Source organism: Streptomyces sp. NPDC057900 (assembly GCF_042887885.1).
Lineage (GTDB): Bacteria > Actinomycetota > Actinomycetes > Streptomycetales > Streptomycetaceae > Streptomyces.
Map to the genome: position 1 here is coordinate 21,992 of NZ_JBHVOI010000016.1, position 25,349 is coordinate 47,340.

The 25,349-nt window shown below is 70.9% G+C and carries 21 protein-coding genes; 6 read left to right on the forward strand and 15 right to left on the reverse strand.

Features of this window, described 5'->3' with window-relative positions:
- Window positions 1-108: 108 nt before the first annotated feature.
- A complete protein-coding gene (locus tag ACFVQ0_RS33945; protein WP_390093015.1) occupies window positions 109-906 on the reverse strand; it encodes an IclR family transcriptional regulator in 798 nt (265 codons plus the stop codon).
- A gap of 423 nt (window positions 907-1,329) precedes the next feature.
- On the opposite strand from ACFVQ0_RS33945, the gene ACFVQ0_RS33950 reads away from it, so the two are divergent.
- On the forward strand, window positions 1,330-2,346 hold the full coding sequence (locus ACFVQ0_RS33950) for a PRC and DUF2382 domain-containing protein (RefSeq protein ID WP_390093016.1): 1,017 nt from the start codon (window positions 1,330-1,332) through the stop codon (window positions 2,344-2,346).
- A gap of 126 nt (window positions 2,347-2,472) precedes the next feature.
- On the opposite strand, the gene ACFVQ0_RS33955 is transcribed toward ACFVQ0_RS33950, so the two are convergent.
- The 14 genes from ACFVQ0_RS33955 to ACFVQ0_RS34020 all read right to left on the reverse strand — a co-directional run bounded on the left by ACFVQ0_RS33955 (window position 2,473) and on the right by ACFVQ0_RS34020 (window position 19,886).
- Window positions 2,473-3,696 carry a beta-ketoacyl-[acyl-carrier-protein] synthase family protein gene (locus ACFVQ0_RS33955; RefSeq protein WP_390093017.1) on the reverse strand — a complete coding sequence of 408 codons (1,224 nt, stop codon included), beginning with the start codon at window positions 3,694-3,696 and terminating at the stop codon, window positions 2,473-2,475.
- Window positions 3,693-3,953, reverse strand: coding sequence for an acyl carrier protein (locus ACFVQ0_RS33960; protein ID WP_390093018.1), 261 nt, complete (start codon window positions 3,951-3,953; stop codon window positions 3,693-3,695). The genes ACFVQ0_RS33955 and ACFVQ0_RS33960 overlap by 4 nt, the downstream gene beginning before the upstream one ends.
- Window positions 3,954-4,046: 93 nt before the next feature.
- Window positions 4,047-4,244, reverse strand: coding sequence for a hypothetical protein (locus ACFVQ0_RS33965; RefSeq protein WP_390093019.1), 198 nt, complete (start codon window positions 4,242-4,244; stop codon window positions 4,047-4,049).
- A complete protein-coding gene (locus ACFVQ0_RS33970) occupies window positions 4,241-6,157 on the reverse strand; it encodes an acyl-CoA dehydrogenase (protein ID WP_390093020.1) in 1,917 nt (638 codons plus the stop codon). Before ACFVQ0_RS33970 ends, ACFVQ0_RS33965 begins: the two co-directional genes overlap by 4 nt.
- A gap of 68 nt (window positions 6,158-6,225) precedes the next feature.
- On the reverse strand, window positions 6,226-7,467 hold the full coding sequence (locus ACFVQ0_RS33975; protein WP_390093130.1) for a beta-ketoacyl-[acyl-carrier-protein] synthase family protein: 1,242 nt from the start codon (window positions 7,465-7,467) through the stop codon (window positions 6,226-6,228).
- Window positions 7,468-7,553: 86 nt separating this feature from the next.
- Entirely contained in the window at window positions 7,554-7,817 is a 264-nt protein-coding gene (locus ACFVQ0_RS33980) for a type B 50S ribosomal protein L31 (RefSeq protein WP_390093021.1), read from the reverse strand.
- Between the two features lie 127 nt (window positions 7,818-7,944).
- Entirely contained in the window at window positions 7,945-8,817 is an 873-nt protein-coding gene (locus ACFVQ0_RS33985; RefSeq protein WP_390093022.1) for an ABC transporter substrate-binding protein, read from the reverse strand.
- Between the two features lie 98 nt (window positions 8,818-8,915).
- Entirely contained in the window at window positions 8,916-9,542 is a 627-nt protein-coding gene (locus ACFVQ0_RS33990; RefSeq protein ID WP_390093023.1) for a GNAT family N-acetyltransferase, read from the reverse strand.
- A gap of 104 nt (window positions 9,543-9,646) precedes the next feature.
- Window positions 9,647-9,973, reverse strand: a complete 327-nt coding sequence (locus ACFVQ0_RS33995; protein WP_390093024.1) for a cupin — start codon at window positions 9,971-9,973, stop codon at window positions 9,647-9,649.
- 88 nt (window positions 9,974-10,061) lie between these two features.
- Window positions 10,062-11,684 carry a glycoside hydrolase family 13 protein gene (locus tag ACFVQ0_RS34000; protein WP_390093025.1) on the reverse strand — a complete coding sequence of 541 codons (1,623 nt, stop codon included), beginning with the start codon at window positions 11,682-11,684 and terminating at the stop codon, window positions 10,062-10,064.
- 130 nt (window positions 11,685-11,814) lie between these two features.
- Window positions 11,815-12,774, reverse strand: coding sequence for a carbohydrate ABC transporter permease (locus tag ACFVQ0_RS34005; RefSeq protein ID WP_390093026.1), 960 nt, complete (start codon window positions 12,772-12,774; stop codon window positions 11,815-11,817).
- A gap of 15 nt (window positions 12,775-12,789) precedes the next feature.
- A complete protein-coding gene (locus ACFVQ0_RS34010; RefSeq protein WP_390093027.1) occupies window positions 12,790-13,749 on the reverse strand; it encodes a carbohydrate ABC transporter permease in 960 nt (319 codons plus the stop codon).
- 92 nt (window positions 13,750-13,841) lie between these two features.
- On the reverse strand, window positions 13,842-15,269 hold the full coding sequence (locus ACFVQ0_RS34015; protein WP_390093028.1) for an extracellular solute-binding protein: 1,428 nt from the start codon (window positions 15,267-15,269) through the stop codon (window positions 13,842-13,844).
- A 327-nt stretch (window positions 15,270-15,596) separates the two neighbouring features.
- Window positions 15,597-19,886 (reverse strand): discoidin domain-containing protein, encoded by a 4,290-nt coding sequence (locus ACFVQ0_RS34020; RefSeq protein WP_390093029.1) that lies wholly within the window; start codon window positions 19,884-19,886, stop codon window positions 15,597-15,599.
- A gap of 409 nt (window positions 19,887-20,295) precedes the next feature.
- Here ACFVQ0_RS34020 and ACFVQ0_RS34025 point away from each other — a divergent pair, with 409 nt between their 5' ends.
- The 5 genes from ACFVQ0_RS34025 (at window position 20,296) to pgm (ending at window position 25,287) form a co-directional block, all read left to right on the forward strand.
- Entirely contained in the window at window positions 20,296-20,742 is a 447-nt protein-coding gene (locus ACFVQ0_RS34025; RefSeq protein ID WP_390093030.1) for a MarR family winged helix-turn-helix transcriptional regulator, read from the forward strand.
- Window positions 20,735-22,165, forward strand: coding sequence for an MFS transporter (locus tag ACFVQ0_RS34030; RefSeq protein ID WP_390093031.1), 1,431 nt, complete (start codon window positions 20,735-20,737; stop codon window positions 22,163-22,165). The genes ACFVQ0_RS34025 and ACFVQ0_RS34030 overlap by 8 nt, the downstream gene beginning before the upstream one ends.
- Window positions 22,166-22,212: 47 nt before the next feature.
- Complete coding sequence (locus ACFVQ0_RS34035; protein ID WP_390093032.1) at window positions 22,213-22,767, forward strand: cysteine hydrolase family protein; 555 nt, start codon at window positions 22,213-22,215, stop codon at window positions 22,765-22,767.
- Window positions 22,768-22,862: 95 nt separating this feature from the next.
- Window positions 22,863-23,594 (forward strand): 4'-phosphopantetheinyl transferase family protein, encoded by a 732-nt coding sequence (locus ACFVQ0_RS34040; protein WP_390093033.1) that lies wholly within the window; start codon window positions 22,863-22,865, stop codon window positions 23,592-23,594.
- Window positions 23,595-23,646: 52 nt separating this feature from the next.
- Complete coding sequence (pgm, locus tag ACFVQ0_RS34045; protein ID WP_390093034.1) at window positions 23,647-25,287, forward strand: phosphoglucomutase (alpha-D-glucose-1,6-bisphosphate-dependent); 1,641 nt, start codon at window positions 23,647-23,649, stop codon at window positions 25,285-25,287.
- Window positions 25,288-25,349 lie beyond the last annotated feature (62 nt).

Genomic DNA, 25,349 nt, shown 5'->3' on the forward strand with positions numbered 1-25,349 from the left:
CCCCTTCGGTTTGCAGGGCTGGGAGGCAGGTCCGGGTCTCCGCGGTGGGGCGGAGTCCGGGGCACGCGGCGGCGGGGAACGCCGCGGAGAGGCGGTGGCGGGGCCGGTTCAGCCGCCGAGGGCGGCGGTGATCTCCGCCGCGCCGGCGCGTACCAGCGTCACGAGGGTTTCGGCGGCCCGGTCCACGCGGTGGGACGGGCCGATGACGGTGAGGGAGGCGGGGACGCCGTCGCCCTGGAAGACGGGGGCGGAGACCGCTGTGACGGCTTCGTCGTACTCGCCGTGGCTGACGCAGTAACCGTCGGCGCGGACCTGTGCGTAGCAGGTGAGCAGGGCGTCCAGGTCCGTGATGGTGCGGTCGTTGAAGCGCGTCAGTCCGGTGGCGCCGAACATCTGCCGGATCTCGCGCTCGGGGTGGTAGGCGAAGATCGTGTGTCCGGACGCTCCGGCGTGACCGGGCATGACGGCGCCGATGATCGCCGTGTAGCGGACGGGTCCGGTGCCGTCGACGGCGGCTTCGCAACGGTAGCTGCCGCCGTGCGGGACGTTGAGGACGACGCTCTCGCCGGTCTCGCGGAGCAGCCGGGCGAGTATCGGCCGGGCGATCGAGGACAGCACTCCGCTGTGCTCGCTGACCCTGGCCAGCCGGGACAGCGCGGGACCCGGGCGGTAGCGGCGGCTGTTGTCGTCGCAGAGCAGGAAGCCCCGGGCGGCCAGGGTGGTGAGCAGCCGCTGGACGACGGCCTTGTCCCAGCCGTGGTGGCGGGCCAGTTCGCTGACGCCCCATTCGGGCCGCTGCTCGGTGAAGGTCAGCAGGACGAGCAGGGCCCGGTCGACGGTCTGCAGCACTCCGGGGGCCTGCTGTCCGTCCCGGGCCGGGGTGGTGTCCGTGCCGCGCTCAGCCATGGGCCGGGCCTCCTTCGTCCACTTCGTCCGTCTGTCGGTTTCGTCCGTCTGTCGGTGCGGAAATCGCAACGCCGTTGCGATTTCTGGCGAAAGAATGGTGCCGCGTCAAGCGGGTGTCAAGGGTTTGCCGGAAATTCGCCGCGCGGCGGGAACCGCCTGCTCAGCGCCGGTTACGGAAGACCGCCTACCGGTGGCCGCGGGGCCGGGCCCGCCCGACCGGCCGTTCACTCGATTGGCCTAACAGGTTCGCGGGGGCCCCAGCGGCATCGTGCGGGGCCCCGCCCCATCCGTCGGGTCCGGGGCGCCCCGCCCCCACCGGCCGGGAAGTTGCAGCGTCCATCCGGGTGAGGCGCGATGGAATCCGGACGCGCCTCACCTGCTGGACCCACCCACAGGACGCGCCCGGGCTAGGAGGAATCGGTCATGGGAGCCGCTGACGGTTTCACGGATTCCGGAGAGCTCGACGGCCTGACGGTGTACGACACCGCGGGCGAGAAGATCGGCAACGTGGGGCGGGTGTATGTCGACGACAACACCGGCCGACCGGACTGGATCACGGTGAAGACCGGCCTGTTCGGTATGAAGGAGAGTTTCGTGCCTCTCGCCGGAGCCCGTCGCGTGGGCTCCGACCTGCACATCTCTCATCCGAAGGACCGCGTCAAGGAAGCCCCCCGGGTGGACGCGGACGCTCATCTCTCCGTCTCGGAGGAGGAGGAGCTCTACCGGCACTACGGTCTGACCAGGAACACCGGCGGCAAGCTCGGTGACCGTTCCGGGGCCGCCGGCACGGCCGGTGCGCCGACCACGTCCGGCACCGGAACCATGGGCGCTGCCGGAGCCGGCGCGGCCGCCGGGGCAGGAGCCGGGGCCGGGGCCATGGGTGCGGCACGCGGCACCGACAGCGCGAAGGCCACGGGCACCGCGGGCACCGGCAAGCACCGGGACGCCGACACCTCCGGCACCGCCCGTCCGCTGGCCGGTGCGGGCGCGGAGCGGTCCGCCTCCGCGGACCTGGGCGGCAAGGAGGAACTCATCCGCTCCGAGGAACAGCTGCGCGTCAGCACCGAGGAGTACGAGAGCGGCAAGGCCCGCCTGCACAAGTACGTCGTCACCGAGAACGTCACCAGGACCGTGCCCGTGACGCACGAGGAGGTCCGCGTGGTGCGCGAGCCGCTCCAGCCCGGTGACAAGGCGGCCCGCTCGGACATCAACGAACAGGATGTGGAGGTCACCCTGCACGCCGAACGCGCCACGATGCGGAAGGAGACCGTGCCGGTCGAGCGGGTCCGGATGGAAACGAAGAAGGTGACCGAGCAGAAGGAAGTCTCCGCGGAACTGCGCAAGGAGCAGATCGACTACGCGGACGGCATGACCAAGGACGGCAAGGACATGGGCGGCAAGGACGCCGGCGGCGAGTTCGGTCAGGGACGGCGCCGCTGACCCCGCGCACCGCGCCGGACCGGCCTAACCGGACAGGAGCGAGGGGCGGACCCGCATCACGGGGGTCCGCCCTCTCGTGCGTCCGGTGGAACGGGGCCGCCCGGCCCGGCTCCACCGGTTACGCGGTCAGGGCCGCTGGAGTGCGACCACGGCGTTGTGGCCGCCGAATCCGAAGGAGTGGCTGACGGCACGCCGGACGGACAGCTCCCGCGGCTGCTTGGTCACGCAGTCGATGTCGAACCCGGGCGCGGGCGCGTCCAGGTTGGCGACCGGCGGGACGATTCCGCGCTGGAGCGTCAGGATCGTGAGCCCCGCCTCGATCGCTCCGGCCGCCCCCATGCAGTGACCGAGCACGCCCTTGGGCGCGGTGACGGGCGGCCGGTGCGGGAAGACCCGGCCGATCAGGGCGGCTTCGGCCGCGTCGTTGCGCGGGGTGGCCGTGCCGTGGGCGTTGATGTGCTCGACGTCCCCGGCCTGCCAGCCCGCGTCGCGCAGCGCGGCCTCGACGGCCGCCTGGGCGATCCGGCCGTCGGGGTGCGGGCTGGTGGGGTGGTGGGCGTCGGTGGTGGCGCCGGTGCCCGCGAGGAGCGCGCGCGGCTCCGCACCCCGGGCCTCGGCGTCCGCGGCGCGCTCCAGCACCATGACGGCGGCGCCCTCCCCCATGACGAGCCCGGCCCGGTCGGCCGCGAAGGGCCTGCTGAGCCGGGACAGGTCCCGGTCGGCGAGGGCGGCCGCGCCGGATCTGGCGAACCCCGTCATGGCGATCGGGAACAGGGTCGATTCGGTGGCTCCCGCGATCGCCAGATCGCACTGCCCGGTGACCAGCAGGTCCCGGGCCACCGACAGTGCGGTGACCCCGGACGAGCAGGCCGTGCAGGGCGCCAGGCTGGGGCCCGTGGCGCTCATCTCGATGGCGATCTCCGCCGCGGGCATGTTCGGGATGGTGAGCAGGATCCCGGACGGCGAGGTCGCCTCGGGCCCGCGCCGTTCCAGCACCAGGGCCTGATCGGTGAGACCGGCGGAACCGCCGCTGCTGGTGCCGACGACGACAGCGACCCGGCTGCCGTCCCAGCCGCCCGGGTCGAGTCCCGCGTCGGAGACCGCCTCCCGCGCGGCCAGTACGGCGAATTTCGTGTACCTGCCCATGCGGAAGGCGGTACGCCGGCCGATGGCGGCGTCCAGGTCGATCCCGTCGACCGTGCAGGCGAAGTCGATGGCGCACCCTGCGAGTGCGGGGACGGTGCGGGCCGGGCTGACCCCGGCGCACACCCCGTCCCAGGTGGACTCGGTGTCGTTGCCGACCGGGGTGATCATTCCCAGACCGGTGACAGCGATGGACGGCATCTTCATCGGACGGTGCTCACCGGAGCCTCGCCACCGGCCTTCGCGCGCAGGAACTCCGTGAGTCCGGCGAGGGTGGTGTCCCGGTGCAGCGTGCCCGGGTCGAGTTCGACGCCGGTGGCCTCCCTGATGACGACGGCGAACTCGGCGACTGCCAGGGAGTCCATGTCAAGGCTGTCCATCGTGGATCCCGGGAGAATCTCGGCCACAGGCACCCTGAAGGTACGGCTGAGTACCTCGGTGATCGTGGGGTGAATCGCGCTCATGGTCTTCCTCTCCATCATGCCCGTCCGGCGGGGGTCACGGGGTGGTGCCTCTCACCACCCCGACGCCGAAGTAACTGAGCAGCGTCCGGCCGGTTACGCCTTGCGGCGAACCGATTCGCCTCCGTGCGTTCCCGTCCCCGGACACCACCGCGCCAGCACGGCCGAGGTCCCCCAGAAGGCCAGGAGTACGAGACCGACGCCGAGCCCCTGCACCGCTTCGGCCGCCCGGCGCACGCCCTGCGGTGCCGCACGCTCCGGCGCGGCCCGCATCGCACGCTCCGGCGCCCTCATCGCTCGCTCCCGGCGGATACCGGGCGCTCCGCGGTGTGCCAGGACGCGCCCGGGTCGTCGTACGCCTCGGCATAGCGGGCTCCGGTGATGGGCCAGTCCGCGAGCACCTCCTCCGGCAGCGCGAACGAGTCGGCGAGCTCCGGCAGATGGGCGGCGACGGCGGCGACGAGTCGCTCGGTGGTCTCCGTGAGGTCTTCCACCTGACCGGCCGTGAGGTGCCCCGCGACGAGCAGGTCCCCGCTGTGCGACTGGACCCGGCGCAGCGCGAACAGCCGGGCCAGATCGGTCAGCCGGTCGCGGGCGGGCCCCTGCGGCAGACTCTCGACCGCGTCCGCGTACGCTTCGGCCGCCTGCCGGCAGGCGTGCGCCTCGACCCCCCGCAGCGCGGGTCCCGACCCCGCGTTCCACCGCTTCAGCGGGCCGCCGTGCGGGGCCCGCGCCATCCGTGCGCGGGAGCGGGCGAACTGGATCCGCTCTACGTGGGCCAGGAGCCGGCAGAGGAACCGCAGATCGTCCAGGTCACCGGTCTGCGGGCCCGCGTCCGGTGCCGTGACGCCCCAGGCGTCCGGTGCGTCCAGCATCGCGGAGATGACCATCTCGGAGGCCGCCTTGGCGTGGATGGCCATGTTGTCGCCCTCCGCGGTGATGGCGCCCTCCACCCCGGTGACGAGCTCGCTCATCCCGTTGTGTTCCAGCAGGCCCTGGGCGCCGCACCGTTCACGGCATTCGACGATCACCGAGCGGGCCTGCCAGGTGATCCAGCCCTTCGCGACGTCGACCAGCCGGCCGGCCGCCTCGCGCTCCGGCTCGGGGCCGTGCGCCGCCGCCTCCCAGCGGTCGAGGGCCCTCCGGTGCAGCAGGCTCATCGCGAAGACGGTGGCCATGGCCCCGGCGAGCGGGCCGTGGTGGCTGCGGTGGGCGATCACCGGCAGCGGCGGCAGCGCGCGGCCCCCGGAGACGTAGCGGTGTCCTGAGTAGCGGACCGCGACGGCCAGAGTGGCGCGGGCGGAGCCGATCGCGCTCGCGCTCATACAGATACGGCCCGTGGTGACGCGGGCGATGGAGGCGAGGAACCGGCGTCTGCGCCCGGCGGTGCCGCTGCGGAACACCCCGTCGTCGTCGACCCGCCCCTGCTTGCCGCCGAGCAGCGCCTCGCGCCCCACGAACACCTGGTCGAAGGAGGTGAGGCAGTGGTCCACGGGGCTGCCCATCCGGGCCGGCAGCCTGCGGATCCGTACCCCCGGCAGGGCCTGCGAGGCGTCGGTGAGCGGCACCAGCAGCAGGAAGACCCCGTGGTCGGTGCCCCCGACGAGCAGCCGGGCGGCGACGAGTCCCGACTTGGGGCCGCCCGCCGGGCTGGTGTTGGGCATGAACTTCTGCGCGCCCAGGTGCGGGGTGTGCAGCAGGAAGCCGTCCCTGGCACGGTCGTAGGTGGCCGTCGTCTCGACCGCGGCGGCGTCGTTGCCGTGCGCCACCTCCGTACAGAGGAAGGTGCCGATACGTCGCATCGCGAGGAAGTCCGACAGGTCGCGGGGCCGGTCGGCGTCGTGGTCCAGGAGGCTGCCGAGGAAGAGGTTGTAGTGGATTCCCGCCACGGTGGCGAGCGAGGGGTCCACCGGGGCGAGCCATTCGTGCAGGGCGGCCAGGGCGCGCGGGTCGGCCGCCAGCCTGGCACCGCTGTCCAGCGCGTTGTTGAGCGTGCGCAGCCGCGCGTGGGCGAGGGCGAGCCGTTCGTCGGGGGTGGGGCCGGGCGGCGGGACGGCGGGCCTGCGGAACGGGTCCGTGGCGATGAGCCGCTGCCAGAATCCGTGCTCCCGGCGGGCGTCCGGGCCGAGGAGCACCGAGGTGAGCCGGTCCGCGGCGCGCTCCTGGCCGGCTTCGGCCATCACGGGGCTGTCGATCGTTGTGGTCATACGACAGAAACGATCAGGAATCAGCCAGGACACCCGGATTCCGGCATTCGCGGCCGTTTCCTTCCTGTTCAGCGAGGTGAAGGGGCCCGTTGGAAAGCGAGGGCGACATTGTGGCCGCCGAATCCGAAGGAGTGGCTGAGGGCCCGCTCGACGCGCTGCCTGCGGGGTTGCTTGGTCACGCAGTCGAGGCCGGAGTCCGGCGGCGGGGCGTCGAGGTTGGCGATCGGCGGGACGACGCCGTGTTCCAGGGTCAGTACGGTGGCCACGGCCTCGATCGCGCCGCCCGCCGCGAGGGTGTGCCCGATGACGCCCTTCGGCGCGGTCACCGAGGGCCGGTGCGGGAAGAGCCGGGCGATCAGCGCGCCCTCCATGGCGTCGTTGAGCGGGGTGGAGGTGCCGTGCGCGTTGATGTGGTCCACCTCGCCGGCGGCCCAGCCCGCCCGGTCCAGCGCCGCTTCGACCGCCCGCTCCGCGCCCCGGCCGTCCGGGTCCGGTGCGGTGGGGTGGTGGGCGTCCGTGGCCGCTCCCGCACCGGCCAGCACGGCCCGCGCCCGCCCGCCGCGGGCCCGGACGTCGCCGGCCCTTTCCAGTACGAGCACGGCGGCGCCCTCGCCCAGGACGAATCCGTCACGGTCCGCGGCGAACGGCCTGGAGGCGGCCGCCGGGTCACCGGTCCGCGCCGAGAGCGCCCCCATGCCCGCGAACGCGCTGACCACCAGCGGGGTCACCACCGACTCCGCGCCGCCCGCCACCACCACATCGCAACTCCCGCTCGTCAGAAGGTCGTCGGCGAGGGCGATCGCGGTGGCACCCGACGCACAGGCGGTGGCCGGGGCCAGACTCGGCCCGTGGGCGCGCAGGTCGATGGCGATCTCCCCGGCGGCCGCGTTCGGCATCATCATCGGCACGAGGAGCGGGGAGACCGCGGACGGCCCGTCGGCGTCCAGCCTGCGGACGTTGTCGACGAGTACGGAGACGCCTCCGACGCCGACACCCAGCACGACGCCCACCCGGCCGCCGTCCCAGCGGTCAGGTCGCAGCCCGGCGTCCGCCACAGCGCGCCGGGCGGCGACCAGGGCCATCTTCACGAACCGCGCCATCCGGAAGACGGCGCGTCCGCCCACCATCTCGTCCAGGTCCGGAACGTCGGCCCGGCAGGCGAAGTCGACCGGCAGGCCGGCCAGTTCCTCGCAGTGCCGGGCCGCGCCCGCGCCTGCGCACAGCCCCGCCCAGAAGGTGTGCTCGTCGGCGCCCACCGGGGTCACCAGCCCGAGGCCCGTCACCACCGTCGCTGCCTTGTCCCGCACCATGCCGCGGCTCTCCCCTCGCTCGTTCATGCCCCGTTGGGCCGAACGGCCGAACACCCACGGAGGATGCGGTCACTGGGCCGATCGGGTCAGGAGACTTCCGCGCCCCCGTCGTCGCCGTACCTGCGCTCGAACTTGGCGACCTGGCCCTCCGAGTCGACCACCCGGGCCTTTCCGGTGAAGAACGGGTGGCTCTCCGCGGAGATCTCGACGTCGATGACGGGGTAGGTGTTCCCGTCGTCCCAGCCGATGGTCTGCTCGCTCGACGCGGTGGACCTGGTCAGGAAGGCGTAGCCCGCCGCACGGTCACGGAAGACGACGGGACGGTAGTCGGGGTGCTTGTCCTGCTGCATGGTCTGCTCCTGGGGACGTGCGGGGTACCGGCTCGGGACACTCCCGGCCAGCCTCGCGAACCAGGGCGTCCCGCGCGATCGGACACGGCCGTACGGGGCATCGGCCGCGCGGCGCCGCGCGGCCCGGCTACGCTCCCAGCGCGTCGGCCACCAGGGCCAGGAACCGGGCGTGGGCATGGGCGCTGCACACCGGCTCCGGGTTCCAGGGCACCACCCGGGCGGTGCGTTCGATCGACGCCCACGCCTCGTTCGTCCGGAGCTCGGCGAGCGGGGTGGCGTTGACCCGGATGTCGGCGAGCACGACGGCGGGGCGCAGCGCCCCGGCCTCCGCCCAGTCGACCGTGGACCAGTTCGCGCCGGGCCCGTCGGCCGGTTCCACCAGGTCGATGCCGAGCTCTGCCAGTACCCGTAGTTCCGGCCACATCCGGGGGCGGGCCAGGTGCGCCTGCCGCTGCCCGGCCGGGGACAGCGCGAGGACCCGGGTCCGGTCCGGTCCGCCGGCGAACGCGCGCAGCCGGTCGCGGGCGGCGTCCAGCTCCCGGGTCGCCGAGGCGGGCTCCTCCGCGCCCAGCGACCGGGCGAGGCGGGCGAACCGGTCGCCGGTCTCCGCGAGGGTGCGCGCCTGGCCCACGTCGATGACGACGACCGGAACGTGCTCCTCCAGGTGTTTGGCCGTCTCAGGGGCGAGGCCGTAGACCTGGCCGCCGCCGTAGCTGACGGCCACCACCAGGTCGGGTTCGCGGGCCAGCAGCGTCTCCACGTCCAGGGCGGGGCCCGCGCCCGCGTAGGCGACCTCGGCCAACGGCAGCGATCCGGTCTTCGCGGTGTCGGGCACGGCCGGGTCGTCGTGGCCGGAGCCGAATATCGCGACCGGCCGTATCCCGTGGTCCCACAGCGTCGCTCCGGCCTGCACGTAGGCGAGCACCCGCGTCGGTCGTCGCTCGGCGGACGACAGCTGCCCCCGGTCGTCGGAGAATTGCCATAAGGTCTGCTCGCTCACGTCACACGCCTCTCGCCACCGGTCACTTCGCCCCGTTTCGGGCTCGTACACCTGTACCTGCCCAGGGATGCGGGCAGACATCCCCGCCGCCGGGCCGTTTACAGGCCGTCCTCCGTTCCGCGCACCAGGTAGCTGACGGGACCGGGGTCCGGCACCTGGATCTCGGTGAAGCCGAGCCGGTCGTAGAAGGCTCTGGCCGGGGTGTTGGCGGTGAGCATGGACAGGTGCACACCCTCGACCCCTTTGGCGCGCAGGGCTGCCAGGAACGTACGCATCAGCTCTCGCCCGTACCCCCTGCGCTGCCAGCCGGGCAGCAGGTCGATGTGCAAGTGGGCCGGGTGCCCGGCCAGTTCGGGCAGGATCATCCGCTCCGGGTTGTGCAGGAGGGCGATCATCTCGTCGGCGGGACCGCGCGGTTCGCCCTGCGGCCGTGGGTAGCGGTCCGCGACCAGGGGCAGCCAGCGCTCGCGGAACCGAGTCACGAACCGCGGGGTGTCCGCCGTCCCGAGGATGTATCCGACCGCCCGGCCCGTGCCGTCGTCGAGCACGAAGGCCAGATCGGGTTCGAGGCAGGCGTACGGGGCGGCGAAGATCGACGGCATCAGCTCCGGGTCCGGGTACAGGTGGCTGGAGTCGCCGCCGTTGTCGGCCGTTCGGACGCAGATGTCCGCAAGGGCCGCACGGTCGTCCGGGTGGTAGGCGCGGGGGCCGGTTCGCGAGGTCATCCCCTCATCCTGCCCGCATATGGGAGCGCTCCCAACAGGTTTTGAGAGAGGAAGTCGCCGGGCCGGACCGGCCGGGTTCCGCCCGGCGCGGCAGAGCGGGACTGTCAGCCGTTGACCGCCGTCAACAGCACCACGGCGTCCTCCAGCGCGAGCAGCCCGTGCCGCTCCTGCGGGATGGGGAGCAGCCGTCCGGGCGACAGTTCCACATCGCCGGACGCGGCCGTGAGCCGGACCCTGCCGCGCAGCACCTGGAGGGAGGCGGCGGGCGGGGCGTTGTGCTCGTCGAGCGCGGAACCGGAGGTCAGGGCGATGACGGTCTGCCGCAGCGGCTCCTCGTGCAGCAGGAGGTGCGCGCTGCGGCCGTGCGCGGAGGTGCGGGCCGCGGCCAGGTGCTCGGCGGCCAGGGCGTTCAGATCATTCGCGGCATCCATATGCCTACTGTGCCGCAGCCCTCGTCCCCCCGCGATCCTGCCCATGGGCCCCGCCGGGTCCATGGGCAGGCGCGTTCCGGTTCCGGGGTCAGGCCCGCAGCCAGACCGCGGTGTCCTGCGGGAGCCTGCCCGCCCCGTCGAGCGGGCCGCTGGCCAGCAGTACCGAGGTGTGCTCCGGCAGCTCGGCCGCCTCGGCGGCCAGGTTGACCACGCACAGGAGCCCGTTGGTGCGGCTGAGCGCGAGCACCCCGGGCGCCGCGTCCAGCCAGGTCAGCTCGCGCGCGCCCGGCTCCCCCGTGGTGGCGAACCCCGGCTCCTCGCGACGCAGCCGCAGCGCCTCGCGGTACAGGGTGAGCATCGACTCCGGATCGTCGCTCTGCAGGTCCGCGGCGTACGAGGCCCAGTCGGCCGGCTGCGGCAGCCAGGGTTCCGCGTCGCCGCCGAACCCGGCGTACGGGGCCTGCGCCGACCAGGGCAGCGGCACCCGGCAGCCGTCGCGGCCGGGGTCGGCGCCGCCCTTGCGGAAGTGCATCGGGTCCTGGATGCGGTCCAGCGGGATGTCCGCCTCGGGCAGGCCCAGTTCCTCGCCCTGGTAGAGGTAGGCGGCGCCGGGCAGGGCCAGCGAGAGGAGGGCGGCGGCGCGGGCACGGCGGGTGCCCAGGGCCAGGTCCGTCGGGGTGCCGAAGGTCTTCGCGTCGAAGTCGAAGCCGGTCTCCGCGCGGCCGTAGCGGGTGACGGTGCGGGTCACGTCGTGGTTGCACAGGACCCAGGTGGCGGGGGCCCCGACCGAGGCGTGCTCGGAGAGGGTGTCGTCGATGGCGGTCCGCAGCAGTCCGGCGTCCCAGGGACAGGCCAGGAAGTTGAAGTTGAAAGCGGTGTGCAGTTCGTCGGGGCGCAGGTAGCGGGCGAACCGTTCGGCGTCCGGCAGCCAGACCTCGCCCACGAAGACGCCGCCGTACTCGTCGCCGATGGCGCGCCAGGCGCGGTAGATGTCGTGCAGTTCGTCGCGGTCGACGAAGGGGTGCGGGTCGCCCTCGGCGAAGTCGGGCAGCGCGGGGTCCTTGGCGAGCAGGGCCGCGGAGTCGATCCGTACACCGGAGACGCCGCGTTCGAACCAGAAGCGGAGCACCTCCTCGTGCTCCTGGCGGACCGCCGGGTGGGCCCAGTTGAGGTCGGGCTGCTGGGTGGCGAAGAGGTGGAGGTACCACTCGCCGTCGTCCAGCCGGGTCCAGGGGGTGCCGCCGAATTCGGAGACCCAGTCGTTGGGCGGGATCGCGCCGTCCGGGCCGCGTCCCTTGCGGAAGTGGAAGAGGTCGCGCTCGGGGCTGCCGGAGCCGGCTTCGAGGGCGGCCCGGAACCAGGCGTGCTGGTCGGAGACGTGGTTGGGCACGATGTCGATGATGGTGCGGATGCCGAGTGCGCGGGCCTCCGCGATCAGCTTCTCCGCCTCCGCCAGGGTGCCGAACGCCGGGTCGATGGTGCGGTAGTCGGCCACGTCGTAGCCGCCGTCGGCCAGCGGCGAGAGGTACCAGGGGGTGAACCAGAGTGCGTCCACGCCGAGTTCGACGAGGTAGGGCAGTCTGGCCCGTACTCCCGCGAGGTCGCCGGTGCCGTCACCGTCGCCATCGGCGAAGCTGCGTACATAGATCTGGTAGATGGCTGCGTCGCGCCACCAGTTCGCGGTGGGCTCGGACGGACGGTTGGCTGCCACGTGGCGTTCCTTTCGGGCAGGTGGTACTCCGCCGCCGGCCCTTGAGCGGGGCAGGACGGTCGGGCCGGCGGCGGAGTGCTGAGGGGAAGGCGGCTGTACGGGGTCCCGGTGCGGGGTGGTGTGGCGGGGGTCAGCCCTTGAGGCCGCCCGCGGTCAGACCGCCCATGATGTTGCGCTGGAAGATCAGGAAGATGAGCAGTGTGGGGATGGAGGCGATGGTCAGCGCGGCGATCAGGATGTTCTCCGGTACGCCGCTGGCCAGCGAGTAGATGCCCACGTTGAGGGTCTGCTTGCTCGGGTCGGGCAGGGTGAGCATCGGCCAGAGGAAGTCCTTCCACACGCCGACGATGGCGAAGATGGAGACGACTCCGAGGATCGGCCGGGAGATCGGCAGGATGATCGAGCGCAGGGTCCGCAGCGGCGAGGCGCCGTCGATCGACGCGGCGTCGAGCAGCTCACGCGGGATCGAGTCGAAGAACCGCTTCAGCAGGAAGATGTTGAACGCGTTGGTGACCGACGGCAGCCAGATCGCCCAGGGGCTGTTGACCAGGTTCCGCTGGAAGATCGGGACGTCCAGGATGGTCAGGTACTGCGGGACGACCAGCACGGTGGCGGGGATCATCAGGGTGGCCAGCATCATGCCGAGGATCACCTTGCCGAACACCGGGCGCAGCTTGGACAGCGAGTACGCCGCCGCGACGTCGAAGACCAGCTGGAAGGCGAGCGCGCCGAAGGCGTAGTACAGCGTGTTGAACAGCAGCTTGGACAGGTCCATGACGGTCCAGGCCTGGCTGTAGTTGTCGGTGTGGACGGAGCTGGGGAAGGCCGTGGGCGGGCTCTGTACGACTTCCTGGGTGGTCTTGAGACCACCGGTGACCATCCAGTACAGCGGCCCGAGGAAGGCCACGGTGAAGACGGTGACCACTACGGCGAAGGTGATCCAGTAGAACGTCTTGCCGCGGCGTCTGCCGAGCTGGGCCGGCGAGATCAGGGTCCGCTGGCGTCCGAGGTCGGCCGCGCGTTCGGCCCTGCGGCGGACCGCTCTGCGGCTCTCGCTCCCGCGCCGGGAGACTAGCGTGTTCGATGCCATGGTCGTGCTCCCGTCCTAGTCTTCGCTGCTGCGGCTCAGTCGTACGTACACCGCGGAGAATCCCGCGAGGACGACGAGCAGGACGAGGCCGAGTGCCGCCGCGCTGCCGTAGTTGTTGAAGTTGAAGGCGTACTGGTAGATGAGGTAGACGACGGTGGTGGTGGACCCCTCCGGGCCGGCTCCGTTGGTGAGCAGGAACGGCTCGGTGAAGACCTGCATCGTCGCGATGATCTGCATGAGCAGGAGCAGCGAGAGGATGAGCCGGGTCTGCGGGATGGTGACGTGCCAGATCTTGCGCAGCAGGCCCGCGCCGTCGAGCTCCGCCGCCTCGTACAGCTCTCCGGGGATGCCCTGGAGCGCGGCCAGGTAGATCAGCGTCGCGCCGCCCATGTTCATCCAGGTCGCCGCGATGACGACGGAGAGCATGGAGGTGCTGGTGTCCTGGAGCCACTGCTGTGCGGGCAGGTGGAAGATTTCCAGGATGCGGTTGAAGAGGCCGTATCCGGGGTCGTAGAAGTACTTGAAGAGCAGTACGGAGGCAACCGGCGGCAGCATGACGGGGAGGTAGACCAGGAGCCGCAGGTAGCCCTGCGCGTGCCGGAACTCGTTGAGTACGACGGCGACGACGAACGGGACGACGAAGCCGAGCAGCAGGGCGAGCACGGTGTACTGCAGGGTGTTGCGCCAGGCCTGCCAGAAGGCCGGGTCGTTGAAGACGTAAGTCAGGTTGGACCAGCCGGCCCAGGTGGTTTTGCCGTTCTCGGTCTTCTGGAAGGCCAGGATGAACTCCCGGACCATCGGGTACCAGGAGAAGAACGAGAAGCAGAGCACCGCTCCGATGAGGAAGCCGTGGGCTGAGATGTTGCGGCGCACGGCGCGCAGGAACTCCTCGCGGGCGGAGGTCCGGCGTGCGGGGCCTGGAAGTCCTGGCCCAGGCCTGGCGGCCTTGTGGGTGGACAGGGTAGGGGCCGACATGGTGTCTCCTAGGTGCCGGTGAACTGAAGCGCAGTAGTCGGACGGGGGCGGAATGCGGGACCGGGTCCGCGTGACCCGGTCCCGCGCGTCCGTTACTGGTTCGCCAGGACCTGGTTGACCTGCTGCTCAGCGGTGGAGAGCAGCTTGTCGATGTTGGCGCCCTTGTTGGTCAGGACACCGGACATGGCGTTGTCGAGGATCTTGTAGATCTCCTGGGCCTTCGGCGGCTCGGCCTTGCCGGGGACGGGGTTGTCCATGAAGGCCTTGAAGTTCTCGACGGGCATCGTCGCGTCCTTGGCCCGTGCGGCGTCGTCCTTGGTCTTGGAGTCGTTGAGGAAGAAGTTCGGCTGCGGCAGTCCGACGGGGAGCTTGTCGGCCTTGGTGCGGGCCCAGTCGAACTGTCCCTTGCCCGGGGTGAGGTTCTTGAAGTTCAGCCAGGCGATGCCGGCCTTGATCTGGTCGGGCGAGCTGCCCTTCTTGATCATGTAGTTGTTGCCGCCGAAGAGAGTGCCCTTGCCGCCCGGGATCGGGCCGAGGCCGAAGGTCTCGTACTTCGCGCCGAGCTGCTGGACCATGTAGGCGATGTCGTCGGGGGCGGCGAGGAACATGCCCAGCTTGTCGCTGGCTATCTGCTTCTGGAGGTCGCCCCACTTCAGCAGCTGGGTCTTGCCCATGCTGTCGTCCTCCCAGCGCATGTCGTGCAGCTGCTGGAGGACCTGCTTGCCGGTGGCGTTGTTGAAGGCCGCCTTCTTGCCGGAGGCGTCCACGACGTCCCCGCCGAGACCGAACTGGGTGGCCGCGAAGTGCCAGCCGCCGTTGTTGCCGGCGCTGTACTCCCCGTAGCCCGAGATGCCCTTGCCCAGGCCCGCGATCTTCTTCGCGGCCGTGCGGACGTCCTCCCAGGTGGACGGCGGGTTGTTCGGGTCCAGGCCGGCCTGCTTGAACAGCTTCCGGTTGATCATCAGGCCCATGGTGTAGTTGCTGGTCGGCAGGGCGTAGAGCTTGCCGTCCTTGCGGGCCACATCGATGACCTGGGTCTGGATGTCCTTGAGCGCGGGCACCGACTTGTCGTTGACGTAGGCGGAGATGTCCTCCGCGCCGTCGTTGTCCAGGACCTGCTGGAGGTCGCTGAAGTACGCGTAGAAGACGTCGGGCTGCGACTTGCCCTTCAGCATCGCCGTGAAGCGGGGCGGCTCGTTGCACTGGCCGGGAGTGGACTTCCCGTTGATCGTGACGTTCGGGTACTGCTTGTTGAACGTCTTGATGTCCTCGTTCCACTCACGCAGCTCCGCGGCCTTGGCCGCCGGCGGCATACAGTCGATCGAGATCGTCACCTTCGTCTTCGGGTCGAGCGGCGCCGACGGGTCGGACGATCCCTTGGATCCACTGCCGTTGTCACCGTTGTCGCTGCTGCTGCTCGTGCCGCAGGAGGCGAGAGCGGTCAGGGCGAGTGCGGTGACAAGGGCAGCCGCTGAGGCACGGCTTGTACGGCGTGTGCGGCTGAACCCAGCACTTCTCATCGATGGTCCCCTTCGGGCATGAGCATGGAAGGCCCTCGGCCGGCTCTCTGCCGGGGCGAGGTTCACTCAACCAGCGCCGACATGTGAACGCAATATCTCGCGCAGTTTTCGTAAAAGTTTGACAGTCCGTTGCGCACCTCTGTGAGGTACGACAGAGGCGTGCCACTCGGCTCCGCACGGCCGAGACAGCACGCCAGGGGCGGTTCCGCACGGTTCGTGACCGGCCGGCGGTTCCGCTTCCGCAAACTTCGCACGGGTGGGCGCAAGGAATTTGCGCACCACGGAACGCCGTCCGGCAAGCCGGACGGCGTTCCTGTGTGCGAGGGGTTACGGGTTGATGTTGATCTTCATGGTGGAGGTCGTGTTCTTGACGTCCTGCGCGTTGCCGCTGAGCTTCAGGCCGTTGAAGGTGACCTCACCGACGGCGGGCCCCTGGCCGGCCTCCGGCATCTCGTTGGCCCACAGTCCGAAGCCGGACTTGGCGTCGAAGGCGTCCCCGCTCTTGCGGGCGCCGGTGATCGAGATGTCGGTCAGTACGGTGTCCTTGATCGGGAACTGCGGCTGTCCTCCCACGTAGTTGGTCTGGAACATGATGCCGCTGTACGTCGGGTCGACGATGTCGACGTGGTTGATCCGGATGCCCTGGAACACCTTGGAGGCGGAGAACAGCCAGATTCCGGGGAAGGTCTGCGTCCCCCAGAAATGGCCTCCGGAGCGGACGATCGACACGTTCTCGATGGTCGTCGGCTCGGTCCCGAACCCGTTCATCGGGTAGCCGAAGTCCAGCGAGCTCACTGTGACGCCCGAGTAGACCAGGGTGTCCGCGATCAGGATGTTGCGGAAGGTGTTGTCGTAGCCGCCGTAGACGGCGACACCCGCCGCACGCCAGGTCAGGATCGAGGTGAGGTTCTCGTACACGTTGTTCTTCATGTCCGAGCCACCGGAGTCGATGGCCGAGAACAGCGCGAAGCTGTCGTCGCCGGTGGCGCGGGACTCGTTGTTGACGACGTGGTTGTCCGTCGAGCCGTTGGTCATGTTGATGCCGTCGGCGAACGTGTCACGGATGCGGGAGTTCTTGATGGTGATGCTGTCCGTGTTCGCGCCCCAGTAGAGGCACACCGTGTGCTCGTTCCAGACATTGTCGATCGTGATGTCCGAGACGTTGGAGAAGTCGAACACCTTGCCGGGTCCGTCGATGCGCGAGGTGTAGTTCCCGAAGTACGCGAAGTTCGCGAAAGACGAGCCCTTCGCGCTGGCCTCCGCGCGGAATCCGTTGTCGGTGTTCTCCTGGCCGGAGGGCGCGAAGAACCTGGTGTACCAGGGACCGGCGCCGACGACCTTCACGGCCTTGCCGTAGACCTGGAACTTGCTCGCGGTCTGGTAGTCACCGGCCGGCAGGTAGACGCCGACCAGCTTGCCCGTGGTGTCCATCCGGACCTTGTCCAGGGCGTTCTGGACGTCCTGGTGGGTGAATCCGGTGGGCACGGCGTAGGCGGCCGGGTCCGGGTTGGCGATCTGCGTGGCCTGCTCCAGGCTGACGAAGTCGACCGCGTAGGTGGAAGTGTTCGCCGCGTCCTTCTGGAGCCGGATCTTGCTGCCCGCCGGGACGGTCTTGCCCAGCATCACGTTCGCCTCGTCGTAGATGTGCCGCGGCGAACCCGAGCCCGGGGAGTTGCCGGGTCCGGTCTCGGCGCCGTACAGCCACGCGTACTTCGAGGTGAGGTCGATCGCCTTGAGGAAGGTGCCGTCCACGTACAGGTTCAGTGTGGAGTCGATGCCTCCGCCGCCCGCGGAGTCGGGGATGGAGAAGCGGGTCACCAGGGTGTTGGTGCTCGCCCTGGTGGTGAACTCCACGTAGTTGCCGGTGCTGTTGAGGGTGACGGCCTTGCGGCCGGACGCCTCGCCCGCGATGTCACCGACGGTCCGGTTCGGACCGACGACCTTGGCGCCGCCCCCGGTGACGCCGTCCTCCGCCTCGTACATGTCGTACGGCATGTTGGCGCCGCGGCCGACGAAGAACGAGCTGCTGGCGGTGTTGTTCTCGCGCTTCACCGGGAGTTCGTTGGTGTCGTCCGCGATCACCGTCCGCACGGTGTACGAGCCGTTGACCGCGGTCCAGCTGCCCAGGCTCACCGGCGCACTGGTCGCGCCCGCCGCGATGGCCCCGTTGTAGCTGCCGGTGAGGGTCTTCACCGTGGCGCCCTTGGCGTCGAGCAGGGTGAGCGTGACGGCGTGGCCTCCCGCGGCGGACGCCACGGTGCCCTGGTTCTTGATGGCGACGGAGAAGGTGACGTTCTGGCCGTTGGACGGGGCCGACGGGGAGGTGCTGACCCCGGTGGAGACCAGGTCCGAGCTGGCGACCGGCTTGACGACCAGAGCGGTCGTGCTCGTGTAGGTGTTGTCGGTCTCGTTCTGCTCGATGACCTCGTTCGCCGGGTCCGCGACGGCACTGACCTCGTAGCTGCCGGCGTCACGCGGTCCGATCTCCGCACTGACCTGGGTGGAGGCACCCGCGGCCAGCGCGCCCACGGACCCGGTGGCGACCTTGCTGCCGCCGAGCCGGAATTCGACCTTGCTCGCCGGCGCGGCGACGGAGCCGCTGTTGCGCACCGTCGCGGTCAGCGTGACCGGGTCCGACTCGACGGGCGCGGCGGGGGCCGCGGTCACCGAGCTGACCTGGAGGTTCGGGTTGGGTGCCGGGGCGCCCAGCACCTGGAACTCCGCGACCTGACCGGCACCGGAGCCGGTGTTGGAGTTGAACTTCAGCTGGACGTCGGCGACCCGGCCGCTGACCGGGATGGTCACCGCGTTGCCGCTGCCCGGACTGAAGGCGTAGTCCTTGGCCGCGACCAGGCTGGTGAAGGAGGAGGCACTCTGCTCCCGGCCCAGGACCTGGATGTTCTGGGTCCTGGCTCCCCAGCTGCTGTCCGGGTTCAGCTTCACGACGACGCTTTCGGTCTCGGCGTTCGCGCCCAGCTTCACCGTCAGCGTGTTGGGGTAGCTGCCTCCGGCACCCTCCCAGTAGGTGCTCAGACTGTTGTCGTTGGCGTTCTCCGCGACGAACGTGTGGACCACGGACGAGGCGGTGATGGGCTTGCCGACCGCGAGGTTGGACGCCGCGCTCGTGCTGCCGTTGCGGGTGACGGTGTTGCTGTCGCCCGACACGTTGCCCGCCGCGTCCTTGGCCCGGACGGTGTAGGAGACCGTGGTGGCGGTGGACTGGGTGTCGGTGTAGGTGGTGACATCGCCGGCCACGCTCTTGCGCAGCACGTTGTTGGCGTAGATGTCGTACCCGGTGACGCCCTTGTTGTCGGTGGACGCCTGCCAGACCAGCTTGACCTGTCCGGGGGTCGACTCGGTGAAGCTCAGTCCGGCCGGTGCGGTCGGCGCCTGGGTGTCGCCGGTGTCGCCGGTCCGGGTGACGGTGTTGCTGTTCCCCGACACGTTGCCCGCCGCGTCCTTGGCCCGGACGTAGTACGAGACGGTCGAACCGCTCGGGCGGGTGTCGGTGAACGTGGTGACGTTGCCCGCCACGCTGGTCAGCAACGTGTTGTTGGCATAGATGTCGTACCCGGTGACGGCGGTGTCGTCCGTCGCCGCCTTCCAGGTCAGCTTGATCTGCCCGGTGGCCGGTTCGGTGTACGCCAGCTGCGAGGGGGCGGTGGGCGCCTGGGTGTCACCGGAGGTGGGCCCGTAGATCTCCAGCTCGGAGACCTGGGCGCCGGGCTGGACGGAGTTGGCGGAGACCAGGACGCGTACGTAGCGGGTGGTCGTGGCGTCGAAGCCGACCGTCGCCGTCTCGCCGGCCGTCGGGCTGAAGGTGTACGCCTTGGACTGCGTCAGGTCGGTGAAGTCCGAGCCGTTGGTGCTGCCCTGGATCTTCAGGGTCTGGGTGCGCGACTCCCAGCCGTCGGGCAGGCGCAGCACCACACGGTCGACCCGGACCGAGGAGCCGAGGTCGGCCTGGATCCACTGCGGAAGGTCGCCGTTGCGGCTCTCCCAGTAGCTGGCCGCGTTGCCGTCGTTGGCCTGCGACGGGATGTAGTTCTGGGTGTAGCTGCTGGCCGTGAGCGTGCGGCCGGCGGCCAGGTTCACCGACGACTCGGCCGCCGCGCGGACCTCCAGCTCGGAGAGCTGGCCGTTCTTCGCGACGGTGTTCGCGGTGATGTTCGCCCGTACGAACCGGGCCCGGGTGGCCGGGAAGCTGATGGTCACCTTGTTGGAGCTGCCCGGTGCGAAGGTGTAGGCGGCCGAGGTCTTCAGGGTGGCGAAGCTGGTGCCGTCGGCGCTGCCCTGGAGCGACAGGGTCTGCCGGCGGGTCTTCCAGTCGGCGGGAAGCTTCAGGGTGACCTGGTCGATGCGGGTGACCTTGCCCAGGTCGCTCTGCACCCACTGGGGCAGGGCGCTGCTCGACCCCTCCCAGTACGTCGACTGCTGGCCGTCGGCGATGTTCGCGGCGGCCTTCCCGCTGCCGGCGCTGCTCGCGGCCGCCTTCTGGTCGGCGGCGATGTTCGGGCCGCCGGCGGCGGAGGCGCTGATCGCCGGCCAGCCGACCATCAGCAGGCTGGTGGTGACAGTGGCGGAGAGAACCCGCCATCTCCAGCGTTGCGTTCTCATATGTCCCCGATCTTCGGCCTCGGCGCAGGGCGCGTCCAAGGCGCGGCTCTTTCTGCGTACCTGCTGGGGGCATGCTTTCCTGCGCCCACAGGATGGACTTTTGCGTATTGCGGTCAGAGAGTTGCAGAGAAATGACGGTGAGTCCACAGTCGTGACAGAAACCGCGACCTAAGCGGATTGACTCGCACCGGCTCAACTGCCCTGACAAATAAGGCAATAGATGGCTCATCGGCCATCAGTGAGTCCACGCCGCAGACCCTGCAAACGGGCCGCAATTTACGCAACAGATTTGCGTAAAAGCGAAAGGAGCTGAAAACACCAGCTCGGACGGGGAGGCACCCGGAGGAGCCGAGCCGGGTTATGCAGCTGAAACTGTACAACTAAGCCTGTAGGTTCTACCATGGAGCGCATGAACGAGAGCCCGCGCACGTCACCCTCAGCGGTTCAGGCCTCACGCGAGGTCCGCACGGTCATCGGTCGACTGCGACGCCGCATCCTGAACGCGGCGGAGGCCGAGGACATCACCTTCGGCCAGGAGTCCGTACTGACCCGGCTGTCCGCCAGTCCGGGCATCACGGCCAGTGAGCTCGCCAAGGCCGAGGGCGTGCGCCACCAGTCGGTGACGGCGACGCTCGCGTCGCTCACCGCCCTGGGGCTCGTGGAACGGCGCCCCGACCCCGCTGACGGGCGCCGCCTGCTGGTCGCGCTGACCGAGGCGGGTCACCGACGCGTGGCGGAGGGACGCCAGGCCCGGCAGGAGTGGCTCGCCGGTGAGCTCCAGGAGCGGTGCACGGAGGAGGAACGGCAGGCCCTGATCGCCGCGATGGCCGTACTGGAGCGCCTCACCCATGACTGACCGCACCACAGCGCGGCGCGGCCGCACGGCGACAGCGGGCTTCGACCGGCGGCTGCTGCCGCCGATGCTGCTCGGCTCGGTACTGAACCCGGTCAACTCGACGATCATCGCCGTCACGCTCATACCCATCGGCAAAGCCCTCGGCGCCCCGCCCTCGCAGACCGCGTGGCTGGTCTCGGCGCTCTACCTGGCCACCGCGCTCGGGCAGCCCGTCGTGGGCCGGCTCATCGACATCTTCGGGCCGCGCAGGCTCTTCCTGGTCAGCACCACCCTGGTCGGGGTCGCCGGCGCCATCGGCACCGTGGCGCCGAACCTGGGAGTACTGATCGCCTCACGCGTCCTGCTCGGGTTCGGCACCTGTGCCGGGTATCCCGCCGCGATGGCGCTGCTGCGCAGCGAGGCGAAGCGGACGGGCCGGGACAGCCCCGGCGGGGTGCTGACCGCCCTGGCCGTCGCCAACCAGACCATCGCCGTGATCGGCCCGCTGCTGGGCGGTCTGCTGATCGGGCTGGGCGGCTGGCGCACCACGTTCGCGCTGAACGTGCCCCTCGCCGGCGCGGCCGTGCTGCTGGGGCTGCTCCGGCTGCCCAGGGAGGCCGGCACCGGGGAGTCCCCGCAGCGCGGACGGATCGCCGCCCAGCTCGATCTGCCCGGGATGGCGCTGTTCGCCGCGACGCTCATCTCCCTGCTGCTGTTCCTGATGAACCTGCACCTGCGCGACTGGTACCTCCTGGCCGTCGCCGCCGCCGCGAGCGCCGCGTTCGCGGTTCGGGAGCTGCGGGCGCCCACCCCGTTCATCGACCTGCGGGTACTGGGCGGCAACACGCCCCTGCTGGCCACCTACGGGCGCGCGCTCGTCGCCTACGTCGTCTCGTACGCCTTCCTCTACGGGTTCACCCAGTGGACGGAGGAGGGTTTCGGGCTCTCGCCCTTCCACGCGGGGCTCGTCCAGATCCCCATGTTCCTGATGGCCATCGGGGTTTCGGTCCTCACCGGGCGGCGCAAGGGGGTGCGCGGCAAGCTGATCGCCGGCGGGCTCGGCCAGATCGCCGCCTGCGCGGTGATGCTGACGCTCACCGGGGCGAGCCCGGTGTGGACGCTGGTACTGGTGGCCCTGATATTCGGCGTCCCGCAGGGGCTGAACAGCCTGGCCCTGCAGAACTCGGTCTACTTCCAGGCCGATCCCGAGCGCACCGCCTCCTCCGCCGGGCTGCTGCGCACCTTCGCCTATGTGGGCTCGATGGTCGCCTCCTCCACGGCGGCCGCCTCCTTCGGCCGGCGCGTGGACACCGGCGGTATGCACCACCTCGCCTGGATCATGCTCGGCGCGGCCGTGCTCTACCTCCTGATGACCGTCTTCGACCGCACCCTCAGCCATGCGCCGGGCAAGGACTCCCCGGCCGCGGCGCCGCGAGCGCGTTAGCCCTTTGACCGCCCGTCGCACGCTCAACCCCACGAAAGGCCCGAACCGTGTCCCGTACCGCGCTGCTCTCGATGGATCTCCAGCTCGGCCATCTCGACCACATGCCCGCCGACTACCTGCCCCACGCCGTGCGCGCTCTCGGCGCGGCCCGCGCCGCGGGAGTCCCCGTCATCCACGTGGCGCTCCGGCTGCGCCCCGGCCGTACCGACGCCCATCCCCGCAACAAGACCTTCGGATCGCTCGACACCCACCTCTTCACCGCCGACGACCCGGGCGCCGCGATCCACCCGGACGCCGCCCCGGCCGAGGGCGAGTTCGTCGTCCACAAGAACCGCGTCAGCGCGTTCGCCGGCAACAACCTCCAGCAGATACTCGCCGTCCAGGACATCGGTCATCTCGTCCTGGCCGGCATCTCCACGGGCGGTGTCGTCCTGTCCACCGCGCTTCAGGCGGCCGACCTCGACTACCGGGTGACCGTGCTGTCCGACGCCTGCGCCGACCCCGATCCCGCGCTGCACCGCACGCTCGTGAACGACCTGCTCGCCCGGCGCTGCGAGACCGCCACCGTCGCGGAATGGGCCCTCGCCCTCAAGACCTCCTGAGCGCACCGGGGGCCGGGTCTCCATAGAATGTGGGTGACCGCCCCGCCGTTGACGACCGCTCACGGCGCCCGCCCCGGCCGAGGGAAGACGCAACGGTGTACCAGCCCGACGAGTTCGCATTCACCGAGACCGGCCGCCGGGCCCCGACGGCCGCCCGGCCCGCCGGTGTTCCCGCGCTGTGGATCGTGGACGCGCAGCGGGAGGGCGAACGGGCGCAGGCGCTGGCGCCGGGCATCCTCGACGCGCGGGAGCTCGCGCGGGCCGGGAGCCTGGCCGTCGAGGCCGACCGGTTCTGCTTCGTCGCCTCGCACGTGGCGCTGCGGATGCTGCTGGGGGCGCGGCTCGGTATCGCCCCCGACGCCGTGCGGCTGACCCGGGAGCCGTGTCCGTCCTGCGGCGGGCCGCACGGCCGTCCCGCGACCGACGGCGGCGTGCACTTCTCCCTGTCGCACACCCGGGGCGTCGCGCTGCTCGCGCTCGCGGACGAGCCGGTGGGGGTGGATGTGGAACGCGCCCCGGAGAACCGGATCGTCTCCGAGATCGGGGACCAGCTGCATCCGGCGGAGCGCGAAGAGCTGGCGGCGCTGCCCGCCGAGGAGCGGCCGGCCGCCTTCGTACGGGCCTGGACCCGCAAGGAGGCGTATCTGAAGGGCACCGGGGTGGGGCTGGCCGACGGAATCTCGCACGACCATCTGGGGACCGGCCCGGTTCCGCAGCCGGGCCCCGCCGGCTGGACGGTCACCGATGTCGCGGTTCCCCCCGGGTACGCGGCGGCGGTCGCCGTCCGCACGGCGGGGCGCCCGCCCGTCCACGAAGACGACCGGTGAAGATGGCCCGGCGGGCAGATCGCACCGACCGACCGATACGGAGGAGTGGCAGATGCCGCACACACGAGCCGGACAGCAGGCGCGCCCCGAGGACCTGACCGATGTGGCCCGGCTGGTGACCGCGTACTACACGCTGCACCCGGATCCCGCGGAGGCCGGCCAGCGGGTGGCGTTCGGCACCTCGGGGCACCGGGGTTCGTCGACGGCCACCGCGTTCAACGAGGACCACATCGCCGCGACGAGCCAGGCGATCAGCGAGTACCGGGCCCGGCAGGGGACGGACGGGCCGCTCTTCCTCGGGGCCGACACCCACGCGCTCTCCGAGCCCGCGCGGGTCACCGCCCTCGAAGTGTTCGCGGCGAACGAGGTGACCGTCCTCGTCGACTCCGCCGACGGGTACACCCCGACGCCCGCGGTCTCGCACGCCGTCCTCACCCACAACCGGGGCCGTACCTCGCGTCTCGCCGACGGTGTGGTGGTCACTCCGTCCCACAACCCGCCCGGTGACGGCGGGTTCAAGTACAACCCGCCGAACGGCGGTCCGGCCGGATCCGCGGCGACCGGCTGGATCCAGGAGCGGGCCAACGAGATCATCGCGGGCGGGCTCAAGGACGTCCGCCGGATGCCCTACGTACGTGCGCTGGCGGCGCCCTCGACCGGGACGTACGACTTCCTCGGCAGCTATGTGACGGACCTTCCGTCCGTGCTCGACCTCGACGCGGTGCGCGCCGCCGGGGTGCGGATCGGCGCCGACCCGCTGGGCGGGGCGTCGGTCGCGTACTGGGGCCGCATCGCGGAGCAGCACCGGCTCGACCTGACCGTGGTCAATCCGCTCACCGACCCCACCTGGCGGTTCATGACGCTGGACTGGGACGGCAAAATCCGGATGGACTGCTCGTCCCCGTACGCGATGGCCTCCCTGATCGGGCAGCGCGACCGCTACGACATCGCCACCGGAAACGACGCCGACGCGGACCGGCACGGCATCGTCACCCCCGACGCGGGCCTGATGAACCCGAACCACTACCTCGCCGTCGCCATCGACTACCTGTACCGGCACCGCGACCGGTGGCCGGCTGAAGCGGGCATCGGCAAGACCCTGGTGTCCTCGGGAATGATCGACCGGGTCGCCGCCGGTCTCGGCCGGCGACTGGTCGAGGTGCCGGTCGGCTTCAAGTGGTTCGTGGACGGTCTGGCCGACGGATCGCTCGGATTCGGCGGCGAGGAGTCGGCCGGGGCCTCGTTCCTGCGCCACGACGGATCGGTGTGGACGACGGACAAGGACGGCATCCTGCTCGCGCTGCTCGCCTCCGAGATCCTCGCCGTGACGGGCGAATCGCCGTCCGCGCACTACGCCGCGCTGGTCTCCCGGTTCGGCGAGCCGGCGTACGCCCGGATCGACGCCCCGGCGGACCGCGAGCAGAAGGCGGTGCTGGCGCGGCTCTCCCCCGAGCAGGTCGGCGCCGACACCCTCGCGGGCGAACCGGTCACGGCCGTGCTCACCTCGGCGCCGGGCAACGGGGAGGCGATCGGCGGCATCAAGGTGACGACGGAGAACGCCTGGTTCGCCGCCCGGCCCTCGGGAACGGAGGACGTCTACAAGATCTACGCCGAATCCTTCCTCGGCGCGGATCACCTCGGCCGGGTCCAGGAGGAGGCAAAGGCCGTCGTCTCGGCCGCCCTCGGCAGCTGAACCGGCTCAGCGGACTCACCCGTCCGGCCCCGCACAGTGGCGGGCCGGACGGGAGGTGCGCA